This is a genomic window from Sphingobacterium tabacisoli (assembly GCF_017908035.1).
Lineage (GTDB): Bacteria > Bacteroidota > Bacteroidia > Sphingobacteriales > Sphingobacteriaceae > Sphingobacterium > Sphingobacterium tabacisoli.
In genome coordinates this window covers 1,989,446-2,002,074 of the sequence record NZ_JAEQMU010000001.1, presented here as the reverse complement: position 1 = coordinate 2,002,074, position 12,629 = coordinate 1,989,446, and the positions used below count along the sequence as shown (strand labels likewise).

Annotated in this window: 13 protein-coding genes; 6 read left to right on the top strand and 7 right to left on the bottom strand. The window is 40.4% G+C overall.

Going from position 1 to position 12,629, the window contains the following annotated elements; translation table 11 throughout:
• Nucleotides 1-64: 64 nt before the first annotated feature.
• From JKG64_RS08490 to JKG64_RS08475, 4 genes are read right to left on the bottom strand one after another with little or no spacing between them, the layout of a single operon-like run.
• Nucleotides 65-1,750 carry a tetratricopeptide repeat protein gene (locus JKG64_RS08490; protein WP_210353863.1) on the bottom strand — a complete coding sequence of 562 codons (1,686 nt, stop codon included), beginning with the start codon at nt 1,748-1,750 and terminating at the stop codon, nt 65-67.
• A complete protein-coding gene (locus JKG64_RS08485; RefSeq protein ID WP_210353862.1) occupies nt 1,747-2,262 on the bottom strand; it encodes a DMP19 family protein in 516 nt (171 codons plus the stop codon). Before JKG64_RS08485 ends, JKG64_RS08490 begins: the two co-directional genes overlap by 4 nt.
• A gap of 11 nt (nt 2,263-2,273) precedes the next feature.
• A complete protein-coding gene (locus JKG64_RS08480; RefSeq protein ID WP_210353861.1) occupies nt 2,274-3,278 on the bottom strand; it encodes a hypothetical protein in 1,005 nt (334 codons plus the stop codon).
• Between the two features lie 37 nt (nt 3,279-3,315).
• Nucleotides 3,316-3,804: a hypothetical protein gene (locus tag JKG64_RS08475; protein WP_210353860.1), complete on the bottom strand. Its 489-nt coding sequence runs from the start codon at nt 3,802-3,804 to the stop codon at nt 3,316-3,318.
• A 237-nt stretch (nt 3,805-4,041) separates the two neighbouring features.
• Between JKG64_RS08475 and JKG64_RS08470 the strand changes: the two genes are divergently transcribed.
• From JKG64_RS08470 to JKG64_RS08455, 4 genes are all read left to right on the top strand, one after another.
• A complete protein-coding gene (locus JKG64_RS08470) occupies nt 4,042-6,066 on the top strand; it encodes a histidine kinase (protein ID WP_210353859.1) in 2,025 nt (674 codons plus the stop codon).
• 5 nt (nt 6,067-6,071) lie between these two features.
• Nucleotides 6,072-6,809 (top strand): LytR/AlgR family response regulator transcription factor, encoded by a 738-nt coding sequence (locus tag JKG64_RS08465; RefSeq protein ID WP_246512506.1) that lies wholly within the window; start codon nt 6,072-6,074, stop codon nt 6,807-6,809.
• Between the two features lie 128 nt (nt 6,810-6,937).
• The gene (locus JKG64_RS08460) at nt 6,938-7,267 is read left to right on the top strand and encodes a DUF4870 domain-containing protein (RefSeq protein WP_210353858.1); all 330 of its coding nucleotides are present in this window, start codon (nt 6,938-6,940) and stop codon (nt 7,265-7,267) included.
• Between the two features lie 132 nt (nt 7,268-7,399).
• Nucleotides 7,400-8,134 carry a metallophosphoesterase family protein gene (locus JKG64_RS08455; RefSeq protein ID WP_210353857.1) on the top strand — a complete coding sequence of 245 codons (735 nt, stop codon included), beginning with the start codon at nt 7,400-7,402 and terminating at the stop codon, nt 8,132-8,134.
• On the opposite strand, the gene JKG64_RS08450 is transcribed toward JKG64_RS08455, so the two are convergent.
• Nucleotides 8,123-9,232 (bottom strand): AI-2E family transporter, encoded by a 1,110-nt coding sequence (locus JKG64_RS08450; protein WP_210353856.1) that lies wholly within the window; start codon nt 9,230-9,232, stop codon nt 8,123-8,125. The genes JKG64_RS08455 and JKG64_RS08450 overlap by 12 nt on opposite strands.
• A gap of 255 nt (nt 9,233-9,487) precedes the next feature.
• Between JKG64_RS08450 and JKG64_RS08445 the strand changes: the two genes are divergently transcribed.
• Nucleotides 9,488-9,994 (top strand): GNAT family N-acetyltransferase, encoded by a 507-nt coding sequence (locus JKG64_RS08445; protein ID WP_210353855.1) that lies wholly within the window; start codon nt 9,488-9,490, stop codon nt 9,992-9,994.
• Nucleotides 9,995-10,088: 94 nt separating this feature from the next.
• Complete coding sequence (locus tag JKG64_RS08440) at nt 10,089-10,622, top strand: hypothetical protein (protein ID WP_210353854.1); 534 nt, start codon at nt 10,089-10,091, stop codon at nt 10,620-10,622.
• Between the two features lie 42 nt (nt 10,623-10,664).
• Here the strand turns inward: JKG64_RS08440 and JKG64_RS08435 are convergent, their stop codons facing one another.
• Together JKG64_RS08435 and JKG64_RS08430 are read right to left on the bottom strand one after the other, a co-directional pair.
• The gene (locus JKG64_RS08435) at nt 10,665-11,213 is read right to left on the bottom strand and encodes a GNAT family N-acetyltransferase (protein WP_210353853.1); all 549 of its coding nucleotides are present in this window, start codon (nt 11,211-11,213) and stop codon (nt 10,665-10,667) included.
• Between the two features lie 53 nt (nt 11,214-11,266).
• Nucleotides 11,267-12,601, bottom strand: coding sequence for a GH1 family beta-glucosidase (locus JKG64_RS08430; protein ID WP_210353852.1), 1,335 nt, complete (start codon nt 12,599-12,601; stop codon nt 11,267-11,269).
• Nucleotides 12,602-12,629 lie beyond the last annotated feature (28 nt).

The window sequence follows — 12,629 nt, the reverse complement described above, 5'->3', positions numbered from 1 at the left end:
AAAGTTTTCGTTTCAGCTTTCGCGCTAAAATCATACCAAAGTACAAAAACTTATGAATGACTTTTTATTTGTTGAATAATTTATGAAAAAAACCTCTTGAGCTTTGTTTTGTAGCCTCAGCGACTTTCAGATTAGCACGCGTAGTTGGCATATCTTGATAGCTTAAAGATTGCTGCAGATGCGTTATCGCATCATCATAACGTTGTAAGTCCAGGAAAGAAGTTCCCATATGTTCATATATCTCGGCAATAATATCATCCGTCACATTCTCCTGTTGCGGTAGTGCTTTTAATGCCCCATCACCGTAATACAGCGTTTTCTCATTGTCGCTGAGATGATAGGTACAGTGTGTTGCCCAGTAGTAGCACCAAAAGTCGGTATTACCTGAGGCTATGCTTTGTTCAAAGTTAACACAAGCCTCCTCGTTATCCTTCAGATAAGCGATGTATAGGTAGCCCATATCATAGAGCGCTACTTGAACAGAGCGTTCCTGCCCTTTCTCTGCCGCAAAATGCAACGCGTATTGGTAACATTCCAAAGCCTTAGCGTAATTCCCTTCGTCGATAAATGTATTGGCACGACTGATTAGTAAACTTGGATTATCAGGCATCTGTTCCAGTAGCCGGTCGGTTTCCTCCGAAGCCACGGTTACTTCGGTTTGTATCCCCAAAGCGCTTTCCGCATTAGACTTATGTATGAAAAAATTAGTGAAGCAACGTACTACCTCACCGTGGTGAGTTATAGGATCCGTGGCCTCTAGTTCATAGTAGGTTTCTAACCCTAGATTTATCCACTGTAGTGCATCGGTATAGCTTTTCAGCTCCATATGGCAATAACAGATCATATCAATTGTAGCTAAGTAGGATATGGTATCCATCTCTTCTCCAAATCTTTCAATCAATTGCTCACCGTCCTGAAGCGCGTTTTTTAGGTCTTCAGCATCAAGATAGGCTCCCATCCTGTTCTGTAGGATAATCATAAAGGAAGACTGTTCGATTCCTTCCGTACAGATAGCAATGGCTCTTGCTTGTTCTCCATGTAATCTTAGCTCCCGTGCAAGATTGTGACAGCACATGGCGAAGGTATGGGGATCGAAGTTAATGATGTCGCCATTATTCTGAACTACTGCACCACGGAACAGACGATAGGCATGTTCATAGCACTGCTGTTTTAATGCGGAAAGTCTTTCGGCTTCATGAGCTGGCATGGCTGGGTATTGATCCAATAGATAATTTATTTCCACACCTGCATTGTAAGCTTCCATTGCCATTTCTGTTTCCAGGTCTATAAGCAATGTAGAGAAATCAGGAGTACTGTAATTTCGATTTTGAATATGGAACAGGCGAATCTGTAAAACAGGGGAAGGGCTTAGCTCAACTGCTTTTTTATAATATGCTGCGGCAGCATTCCAATCATTAAGCCAGTATAGGGCCGAACCAGCGTGCCGGTTGCAGTAATAGCTATTCGGGTCTATTTCTAATCCGCGTTCGCTCCATTTTACACAGCTCTTCAGTGCGCTTTCCCTGTTGGTATCAAATATTTCATTATAGTCGAGCGCTATAATTCCCAATATAGCGAATAGATCGGGGTGAGGGGCGTCTTCAATCCGGATATTGACCTGGCTATATATGTTTTTCAGGACATTGATATCTCCGGGCAAACCATTGGCCTGTACCCATATTTTTGCTGCGGTTGCATAATCTCCTGCAAGGAATGCATTTTCAGCCTGTTGTTGTATATGTCGTCTCATGATAAGATCGCAAAAAGGTGTATGTTGTTGGCGACAAAATTCTTGATGATTTCCAGCTCTTCATCCATTATCTGATAAAATTTATCTTCAAGAGGTTCAAAGTCCGGATAGGCCTTATACATTTTAGAGAACTCTTCAAGTGATCTTTCTTTTTCGAGATCATCTCTGTGGGTATCATATATCACCTTTGCCTGATCAACGATTTCAGCTATAGTAGATGCACCCCAGGCCCTTATGTCTTCTGCAAAAGGATTGTCAAATAGGTATGGCCCATATCCATTTTGGATCAATTGGATAAAGCCTCCATTGGTCACCTGTCCATACAGCACATTAAATTCCATTAGGATATGCTGTTCATCCGTAAACTCATCGAGAACTTCGTCTTCATCTTTTGGCGACGACGAGATGATCTCATCATACTTGTCTAAAAACAGGAATAAATAGTCCCACGTATCTCCTTTTGCTTGGTCGATTTCATTCTGTGTGATTGGGGGTAAAATAGTATTTGACATGATACACTTATTTATAGCGTTGATCTCCAGGTTTTGAATAATTTAAACTTTTCGTCCAGTAAAGAGACTGCTCCCTGATATAGTAGGGCATCAAATGTAATATGATTTAAGAACTGATCAACAGCGTCAAAATGGTTTTCATACAGGCGTTCAAAAGCAACAGTTTGGTCTAAGGTCTCCAGTAGGAGGCTACGAATATAGAAAGAGGTTGGTGTCCCATCGGGTGCTGTGAGTAGTCTATTGGTCGTAATCGTATATAAAAAAGAAGATAAAAGGGGGGCATCCACCAATTGATTCTTCCAGATATGATTATTTAAATAGGCGTCCACAAAATCTAAGATGGCCCCTTCCTCCGGTTTGAGTGGAATTTCATAGGCCTGTTTATCAATATGGAGTAGCCTGTTGTCAAATAACCATTTGATGATTACCGTATGTGCTCTTCGTAAAAAGGGAAAGCTTTCAAAATCGTGATCACGATTGAAAAAATCCCGTCCAATAATTTCAGATTGTTGTTTTATAGCCGCCCAGCTGCTATAGAGAAGTTTTCCTTTTCCGCCATCACTATACTTTACGGTCAGCACCTGATCTGTATTTAAGGCCATTTCATAAGTGCTCTCTACCGCAGTTCTATCTACAGGATTTCCCATGAGTGTTTGTACGTCATTTTGTAGCGCATTAGGTGGCAGAAGTACATCCCAAAAACCGATAGGCTTAGGATCAGGACGTTTGTCCGAGTGGTCCGTATGGGTAAATAGGATACTGGACAAATAGGCAACAAATTTATAGTTGTCGTTTTTAGGACTTACAGGAGGTTGGTATTTATCATTTTTTATATCGTACTTGAACCAAAATGAAATGTTTAGCGATTTAGATACGATACTTTTAGTTCCTTGATTTGGGGTAATAGTCTTTGGAAGTTTCCCCAGATCATATTGCTCAAAGAAGCTAACCATTTGAGGGGCTGTACTAGGAAGTCCCAAAAGGGCGATAAGTTCACTTTGTTTTAGGGTATTCATGCTATAGGTTGAAATATGCTAAAAAAATCCCTTGAAATTAATTCTTTAAGATTATACCATCAACAATTAATTCTTTGCAGCTCAAATTCATAAAGGAGGTTTCACTGTCATTTATGAAATTATCGTTCATTCCATCCATCACCACAGACTTGAGTTCGATTTTTCGTGTAGGCCGCTTACCATACGAATCTGTTACCGTGATTTGGCCGTTTAGTGTTGTGTTTTTCTGTTTAAAGAGGCGTAATAAAGGGAGGTCTAATTGATCAAAGGTGATAACAATATAACATGGGTTATAATCCTCAATGACCAAGTTGTCTACAGAATCTTTAGTTGTAGTAGCGGATGGGTTATTGTAAGAAATAGAAAGCGAGGTGAGGCTGGAGACGGTGGTGTTAGCGCCATTGTTGATGGATAGTTCTATCTTCATTCTATTTCCATCCCATTGTTGGGCACGCGAAGTTGATATAGCGAATAGACTGCTCAAAGAGATAAAAAGAAATGCATGGAGTACGGTTGATATTTTCATAGTTACGACGTTTTAATAAGACAAGAATAAAAATTCAATAGGAAAGAGTCTTACTTCAATTTGTAAATGGACTATTTGGTTTTGTATTCGGTCGGATTGGCTTTTTGTAAGTTTAAGATGCTGTCGCCTTGAAGAGGCAATAAAGCCATTTAGACGGTCTAAAGAAGTGTTACAGATTGGTGCCCTCTCCTGATTTATCAGTTTATTAACTAAATTAGCAGGCTTTTAACAAACTTTATGAAAGGGATTTTCAGTTTTTTTGAAATATTTTTCTCCCAACGTTGGGTAATGCGATGCCTTGTTCCCCTATTGTGCGGTCTCCTTTATGCTAATGGGGTGTCAGCGCAAAAGCAGAGTGATATCGAACAGATGGCTATTGATGGTTATGCATTACGCTTTGCAGATACCACTGCAAGTGTTCGCACGCAAAATCAGGCACTTTTGTTGGCACAACAGAAAAACAGTCCCGCAGATGAAGCTATATGTTATGCCTATTTGGCCATGACGAATAGGCGATTGCTTCATCTAAAGGAGTTTACAGATTATGCCGAGCTGTCTTTTGAAATAGCGGGTAAGATCAATAACCGCCGTGCTACCGCATACGCCAATTGGGCGATGGGCTTGCAGCGTTCTTACATCGATGACAAGGCGGGAGCTATAGCGTATATGTTGAAGGCGTATAACTTATTTACAACATTGGATGAATATGCCTACTGTGCCAAAATAGGGGCAGATGTATCGTATTTATTTAGCCCCAGTTCTAATGCCAATGTTCGTAAATATGCGGATGAAGCACTTCGTTTTGCGGAAAAATCTGCAGATTCAGAGAGCATCCTACATGCCCGGCTTGCGGTGGGTAGTTATCTGCTGGACAGCGCAGCTACAGGAGATCCGGCACAATGGCAGAAAGCCGTTTCCTTTTTTAAAGAAACAATCTGGCAGGCCGAACAGGTAGAAAGGGCCATAGTCAGCAAGAGTAATATCGGAATCGCTCATATCAATCTTGCCGTACTTTATATGAATGGTCCTAAGCCTATAGATGAATCTGCGTTCCTTGCCAACCTTGAAAAAGCCACGCAGATAGGGATGCACTATAACTTACGCAATATCTATCGCAGTTCCTTGGGACTGAGGGGGCAATTCTTTTTTCAAAAAGGGGATTATAGGACTGCCGAAAGTCTCTTTAAAGAAGGGATTGCATATCAACAGACGATGCCTTATAAGGATAATGATTTATTGGCTACATTCTTCGGCTGTCTAAAGGAGCTCGCCGCAGCCGAAAAAGACTATGTTTCCTATCACGAGTATGATACCTATTTCAATAAGTATAATAAGCTAAAATATGACGAAGCGACGCAAAAGATAATGCAGCATGCCGATGCGAGATTCGAGTCCGAAAAAAAGCAAGCGCTGATTGAGCAGTTAGAAAAAGAAAACAGCTTAGAAAAAAAAAATAAATTTCTAGGCTATGGTATCTCATCTGTTCTGTTGATCGGCTTAGTATTCATGTATCGCTCTTATTATTATAGACAGCGGTATTATCAGAACCGGGAAGATATATTGCAACAGCAACAGACCAATAGCGAATTGAAAGTTCAATTGATGGAAAAGGAATCGTTGGAGGCATTGGCGGAAAAACTGTCTCTCGAACGGAGGTTGCTTCAGTCGCAGATGGACCCTCATTTTATCTTCAACCTATTAGGCAATATCCAAAGTATGATTCTCCAAAATGACCGCGTTACCGCAGTGTCTTATCTAGGCAAATTCGCTAAGTTGACCAGACAGGTGCTGGAGCAGTCGCGTATGGAACATATCTTGCTCGAGGAAGAAATACGGACCTTAAAAAACTATATAGACCTGCAACAATTACGTCTTAATGCTAGTTTTGACTATAATATCCATGTAGACGAAACAATTTCAACAGACATCAGTATACCGCCGTTGTTGTTACAGCCCTTTGTCGAAAACGCGATTGAACATGGTTTAAAACCATTGGCAGATATACGCCGGGGACTATTGGAAATACAATTCCATCTGGACACAGCGCATGATATCTTAGAATGCACAATCACCGATAATGGTATAGGCCTTGAAGAGTCAAAAGACAATAAGGTCAAAGCATCACACAACTCTCTATCCACAGGAATAACAAATGAGCGGCTTGCTTTGATGTATCCCAACAATCCGTTCGTTCGCCTGGAAGTTCGTGATCGGGAAGAAGGACTCGGTTGTGTCGTGTATTTAGCAATTCCTATAATCTAATTATAATGTACAGAACTATTATCATAGAAGACGAATACCATTTGCGTGAAGCCTTGTCTATATTATTGGAAATGGTGGCTCCCGAGAAGATTCAGGTTATAGGTTATGCTGAAAATACAGAAGAGGCCGTAAGAATAATAGATCGACTCAAGCCCGATTTGGTGTTTATGGATATCATGTTACAGCGTGGCACGGGCTTCGATGTGCTCCAGCAGATTTCTTATAAAGAGTTTCAACTGATTTTTACCACAGCTTATGAGGAGCACGCCATAAGGGCGTTTAAGTTTAATGCGTTAGATTATTTATTAAAGCCTATTGATACCGAAGAGCTTCAGGAAGCCATTGGTCGACTCCCAGAGTCCCAACCTGCGGCTTCATTACAGACGCAGATACAGGAACTGTCTGCAGGCTATAATAAGATGCCGGATCGAATAATTTTGCCAACCCAAGAAGCCATGCATGTGGTCAAAGTAGACCAAATTGTACGATGTGAGACGTCGGGTTCCTACACGACGTTTATGTTGGTAGACGGAAAGAAGATCATTGTTTCCAAACCCCTGAAACACTACGAGGAAATTCTGGTTTTACCTCATTTTATGCGTATACATCAGTCACATTTAATCAACCTGCAGTATGTTCTTAGCTATTCCAGAGAAGGAATTGTGCAGATGCAAGATAAGACCTCCATTCCGATATCACGAGCTAATAAAGAAGCCTTTTTTAAACAGATGAAACCATCGTAGTGTTTTTTGACTGTGACTGTCTCTACAAAGTCGAAAGTGACAACTGCAAAGCCAAAGCCACCGTATACACATCGACCGTTGCCAAGAAGAGGGGGATGGTTTAGATTTGGTTAAAAATTAATTTAATCATGAGCAACAAAACGCTTTCTATCTTAAGTTATGTAACTATTATCGGTTGGATTATCGCCTATGTCAAAAGCAAGGATATACAGCCTAAAAGTGACCTGGTTAGTTATCATCTTCGACAAGGACTAGGTTTCTTTATCTTGTCTTTAGTGGTCAATGTGGGACTGTCCATCATCGTGACTATTATCCCTACACTTGCCTTCTTGAACTATGTGGGAATTCTCCTTTTTATTCTTTGGGTCTTCGGCATAATCAATGCTGTAAACGAACAGAAGAAGCCTATCCCCGTTATAGGTGCGGCTTTCGAAAACAAGTTCGCCTTTTTGGGATAAAAGAAGGGGCGCCAAGCCAAATACAGTTCGGGCCCTATGCCCGAGCTGTTCAATTATACCACATATTTGTCCAAAAGTACTTTCAATAGGGGAGCAGGATTCGGTATCTTTGTCCGCAACAAATAGAATCGGATGAAATCAGTACAGATCGCCATAATCAGTGATATCCACGCCAATCTTATAGCATTGAAACATGTTTTAGCAGATATTGATCAAAGAGGAATAAGCCAGATTTACTGTTTAGGGGATTTAGTTGACTTCGCACCATGGGGTAATGAGGTGATCTCGCTGGTCAAAAAACGAGGTATTCCCTGCTTATTGGGTAATCATGATGAACGCATCGCTTATGATACAGCAGTTGTTCCTTTGGAGCACCATGATGCAATCGAAACTGCAAATCGACACAAAGCCATCGCCTTTTCAAAACGGACTATCCACTTGGATAATAAACAGTGGCTGGCTGATTTGCCTTTCAATCTTACACTTACGTTTAGGGTAGATGGCGTATCGCAACGCGTTTTGCTGGTGCATGCGACACCTGATAGCAACGAGCAATACGTTTTTGAAAAAGACGATAAAAAAAGGATATCGTCAGATTTAATAGGTAAAGATATTGATGTCCTAGTTATGGGGCATACCCACTACTCCTATATCCAAAAGGAGTCTGATATACTTTTTGTGAATTGTGGTTCTGTGGGCCGGAGCAAAGAAGTCGATAGAAAGGCATCATACACCATTTTAACGATTTCGGCAAGAGGTGTAGAAGCTGAGATAATAAAGGTCGACTACCCCGTAAACGAGGTGGCACAGGCTATATATCAAAGTGAGATTCCGGATTTCTATGCTGATTTCCTATTACAGTCTTGAGTTTCTTTCGCAAATTTCCTTTTTAAGCTTCATGTAGCTATCCTTATCATCATCTTCGCCTAGGAGAAAGCCCCAAGGTTTTAATTCAAAGATGCGGTCAAAGACAATCTTACAGATTGCAAGGATAGGAATGGCCAAAAACATACCGGAGATTCCCCAAAGTAATTCGCCAAAGAAGATAGCCATCATAGCGACCATAGAGTTTACCTGTACCTTAGAACCAACGATTTTAGGTACAACAAAATTGCTGTCTATAAAATGGATCACAACCAATGCTACTAACACTAGGATGACATGCATAAAGGAAGACGTTGCAAAGGTAATCAGTGCAATAATCAACATCGATAAGAAAATCCCAACGTAGGGGAGTACATTAAAGAAACCGGTGAATATGGCTAGCATGAGGCTATATTTTACACCAATAGCTGTAAGTGCGATGAAGGTCATTGTCGCTACGATAATCATCTGTAAGAATAAACCTATAAGGTAACGTTTTACAACATACTGTACTTGGGATACGATATCCAGCACAATATTGTGGTGTTGGTCTTTGTTGAGCAGGAGTAGAAAGCGGACGATATGCCGGCGGTAAACCAAAATGAAAAACGTATATAAAAACGTAAATACGAGTAATATAAAGGTGGATGACATAGAGAGTAGCGCAACCCCCAGTATAGCGGTTCCTCGGCTCACCGACTTTGTCAATGTGTCGGAGAGATATTCCATCTGGTCGGAGTAGTTAATATGCAAATTTTGGGATATCCAATTCTGGAAGACCTCCATACCTTGTACCACTTGTCGTTCAAAGGCCGGCCAATCCTCCTTCAGATTCGTCAATTGAGAACCTAGTAAGACAACGATTCCGATCAGCAGGGTGAAGAAAAGTAACAAGGAAATAAGTGAAGCAAGAATCCTTGGCATTTTTAATTTCCGTTCCATCCAGCCACCCAGCGGAGTCAGCAAAAGCGCAAAAAGACTTCCTAGTATAAAAGGGACAATGATTACCTGGCCAACACGAGCGATGTATACGATAGCGATGATGCTGATTAGAGTACAAGCCAGTTTAATGTAGAAGGGAAGAGCCAAAAATTTCGTCATATCTAGAATTTGATTGTATAGAACAAATATCAAACCATTAAAAATGTTAAAATAAAAGTCGCAAAATAATCTCATATTACAAATCTGAAACTAAAATATAGCCTGTAGTGAGAGTAAGTATCTTAAAAAAAGCAAGGGCGTGTTTTGCAGATTTTTGTTTCTGGTGGATCTGTTTTTTTTTTCTAAAAGCTAAAAAAAAACTATTTTGTCACGATCTATCAGTTAGCTTGATAGATTTATGTAGCATTATAAAAAATGGAAAATACAGAGACATCGTATTCGCTAAAAAGGATGTTGCCATCCGATTGGGAAGACTATAAAGCCATTCGTTTAGAAGCACTTTATACTGATCCCGACAAATTCGGAAGTAATTATCAAAAAGAAGCAGCCTACAGCGATAGCGATTGGTATTCTCTATTAGAGAATAAGAATAGAGCAATTTTTGGACTATATTGCCAGGGTATTTTGGTAGGCTTGACTGGAGTGGCGCTCTATAATGGAGACTATTCAAAGGCGCTATTGTTTTCGTCTTTTATGAAGGAAGAACACCGTGGAAAAGGCTTGTCCAAGTTGTTTTACGAAGAACGAATTGCCTGGGCTAAACAAAATGGATGTACAGCTATTCTTGTGTCCCATCGTGCAGGTAATGAGATTTCAAAAGCTGCAAATCAACGTTTTGGATTTCGATATACACATTCTGAACTGGTAGTTTGGCCAGATGGAACACAGGATGAAGAGTTGATGTATACTTTAATGTTATAATCGGATGCAACAAAAATATTTCTAATTTGTTGCTATTTGATTGTATCTCCGGGATAGAATTGCTTAGTTTTGTAGCTTAAAAATTAATACATCTATGAAGCAGTTCCGTTTTATTATTTTCGCATTAGTAAGTTTATTGTTTGTCGCTTGTCAGTCTGTAAGTCCTGATAAATTTTTTGGACAGGTGGTTCTTAACACCAATTTAATTGCCGATTTTGACCCCGCGACATTTGGGAAACGTCTTGAACAAGAAACTCGCGAATTCCCTGATATCCCTTCTAGTAAGAAGAATGGGGACGAAGCAGAACAGATTGTCAATCTGAAAATCCTAACTGTAGAAAAGGCCATCAAAGATATTAAAGCATTAAATGTATCCGACGAAGATGCCAAAGTACTAAGGGAGCAGTCTATCAAATTATTTGAAGCAGTGCTGCCTGTATACAAAAATGAATATATGGCTTATGCTAAGCTTTGTGATACTAAAGCTACAGCAGAAGAGAAACAGGTTGTACTTCAGAAAATAGAGAAAGACTACGCTCCCAATGTAAATGAATTATTTGATAGCGTGTATACCTTAGGTAAACAATTCGCCGAAAAACATAACTTGAATGTCAAATGGGGCTACTAAAATAAGGCGTTCCAATGAATCGTTAAGCCACTAAATAATCCTTTAGTGGCTTAATTTTTTAGTATTATAGGTCGTGCGGTCTATAGCATACCAATGATGTGGTATTCCGTCGAGGTCAAAAGTTTCGACACAGTGGAGTCCAACTTTCTTTAATATTTTATTAGAACCATCATTCTCACAGTCTACGATAGCATAGACTTGTTCCACGTCCAACTTGTCAAAAGCGTATTTTAGAGATGCCGAAGCTGCTTCTGTTGCGATTCCTTTGCCCCAATACCTTTTAACTAATCTATAACCAAGGTCGTAATAGTTATTATGATTGTTGGTTTCTTCGGTAACGAGTTTCAGGCCTGCCCAACCTATAAAGTCGTTATTAGCTTTGTCAATAATGGCCCATCTACCGATGCCATTATCAATATACTGCTGTCTGATAAGATTGATAACTTCAACGATCTGTTCTTTACTTTTTACGGGAGTATTGCCAAGATAGCGATGCACCTCAGGGTCCGAATCTAGCTCAAAAAATCCCTCTATATCTGTAGGTAATATTTCTCTCAAGATTAGGCGCTCCGTTTCAACGTATATTTTCATGTTTCCTCTTTTTGTAAATCTACCTAAAAACGAGTAGTAATTTCGTAGCCCTGTTAGCGTAGAAAATCAGTATACCAATGTCCCGATGATTTTATAATCCGTTGTTGTGTTTTAAAGTCGATGTGAACCAGTCCAAATCGAGGATGGTAGCCCTCAGCCCATTCAAAGTTGTCCAGAAAGGTCCAGACAAAATAACCTTTTACATTTACCCCTTCACTTTTGGCACGGAATACCTGTTCGATGACCTCGCGTATGTATTTTACCCGTTTAGGGTCATCCACGGTGCCGTCCGTTACCAAATCGTCAAAGGCAGCGCCATTTTCAGTGATAATAAGGGGAGGTATATTTGGATAAGCGTCAAATTTTTTGAGGATATGAAACATCGATTCGGGGTATACTTCCCAATTCATAGCTGTCTGTTCCACTTTGCGCTTTTTGGCACTTACAATCTTAGCCTGCAAAAAAGGCACAAAGAAAGAATGGCGTATGATTTCGCGTGTATAGTTCTGTACGCCGATGAAATCCATGTCAAACTTTAAATCCACTTCGTCATTTTGCTTCATATAACGCTCTATTTTACGGAGTACCTTAATCTCTTTTGTGGGGTACCCCATCCCCAAAAGAGGCTCGATAAATAGACGGTTCAACAGTACATCTGCTTTTTGGGCGGCAAGGTGGTCTCTTTCTTTGGAGGTAAAAGGCTCAACGTGTGAACAGGAAAAGGTCGTACCCACATTGCTTTCTCGCTGTAGAGACTTGATAATTCGTCCCCCATGAGCCTGCGCAAGAGCTGCATGATGAGCAGCGGCCAAGAAGTTGTCTAGTCCCTTTTTGCCAGGAGCATGTACACCGAAAAAATAACCTGCAGCAGTGAATACAGTAGGCTCATTGATGATAATCCAGTTCTTTACGCGGTCGCCAAAATATTGGATACAGATCTCAACATATTGCCCAAACCAATCTTTGACATCCCGATTAGTCCAACCTCCCTTTTTCTCAAGTGCATGTGGTAAATCCCAATGATATAGGGTAATCCAAGGAGTAATACCGAGCGACAGGGATAAGTCAATGAGACGGTTATAGAAATCTATTCCAGCAAGGTTGATCTCACTCATGCCATCAGGTTGTATGCGACTCCAGGAGATCGAAAAACGATAGTTTGGAATATGCATCGCCTGCATCAACTTCAAATCGTCTTCATAGCGATTGTAAAAGTCACAAGCGATATCTCCATTTTGGTTTTTCGCAATTTTGTTTCTCCGCTGTACAAAAATATCCCATATAGAAGGCCCTTTGCCATCATGCTGATGGGCACCCTCTATTTGATAAGCGGCCGTCGATACTCCCCAGCTAAAATCTTTGCCAAAGGACTCTTTAGTAATTCGCATTTATTCTATTGTTCCGATTAGTTCTTAT

Coding starts and splice junctions, on each gene's coding strand:
- JKG64_RS08465 (WP_246512506.1), top strand. CDS start 6,072: ATGTACAGAACTATTATCATAGAAGACGAATACCATTTGCGTGAAGCC.
- JKG64_RS08455 (WP_210353857.1), top strand. CDS start 7,400: ATGAAATCAGTACAGATCGCCATAATCAGTGATATCCACGCCAATCTT.
- JKG64_RS08430 (WP_210353852.1), bottom strand. CDS start 12,601: ATGCGAATTACTAAAGAGTCCTTTGGCAAAGATTTTAGCTGGGGAGTA.
- JKG64_RS08440 (WP_210353854.1), top strand. CDS start 10,089: ATGAAGCAGTTCCGTTTTATTATTTTCGCATTAGTAAGTTTATTGTTT.
- JKG64_RS08475 (WP_210353860.1), bottom strand. CDS start 3,804: ATGAAAATATCAACCGTACTCCATGCATTTCTTTTTATCTCTTTGAGC.
- JKG64_RS08490 (WP_210353863.1), bottom strand. CDS start 1,750: ATGAGACGACATATACAACAACAGGCTGAAAATGCATTCCTTGCAGGA.
- JKG64_RS08450 (WP_210353856.1), bottom strand. CDS start 9,232: ATGACGAAATTTTTGGCTCTTCCCTTCTACATTAAACTGGCTTGTACT.
- JKG64_RS08485 (WP_210353862.1), bottom strand. CDS start 2,262: ATGTCAAATACTATTTTACCCCCAATCACACAGAATGAAATCGACCAA.
- JKG64_RS08480 (WP_210353861.1), bottom strand. CDS start 3,278: ATGAATACCCTAAAACAAAGTGAACTTATCGCCCTTTTGGGACTTCCT.
- JKG64_RS08435 (WP_210353853.1), bottom strand. CDS start 11,213: ATGAAAATATACGTTGAAACGGAGCGCCTAATCTTGAGAGAAATATTA.
- JKG64_RS08445 (WP_210353855.1), top strand. CDS start 9,488: ATGGAAAATACAGAGACATCGTATTCGCTAAAAAGGATGTTGCCATCC.
- JKG64_RS08470 (WP_210353859.1), top strand. CDS start 4,042: ATGAAAGGGATTTTCAGTTTTTTTGAAATATTTTTCTCCCAACGTTGG.
- JKG64_RS08460 (WP_210353858.1), top strand. CDS start 6,938: ATGAGCAACAAAACGCTTTCTATCTTAAGTTATGTAACTATTATCGGT.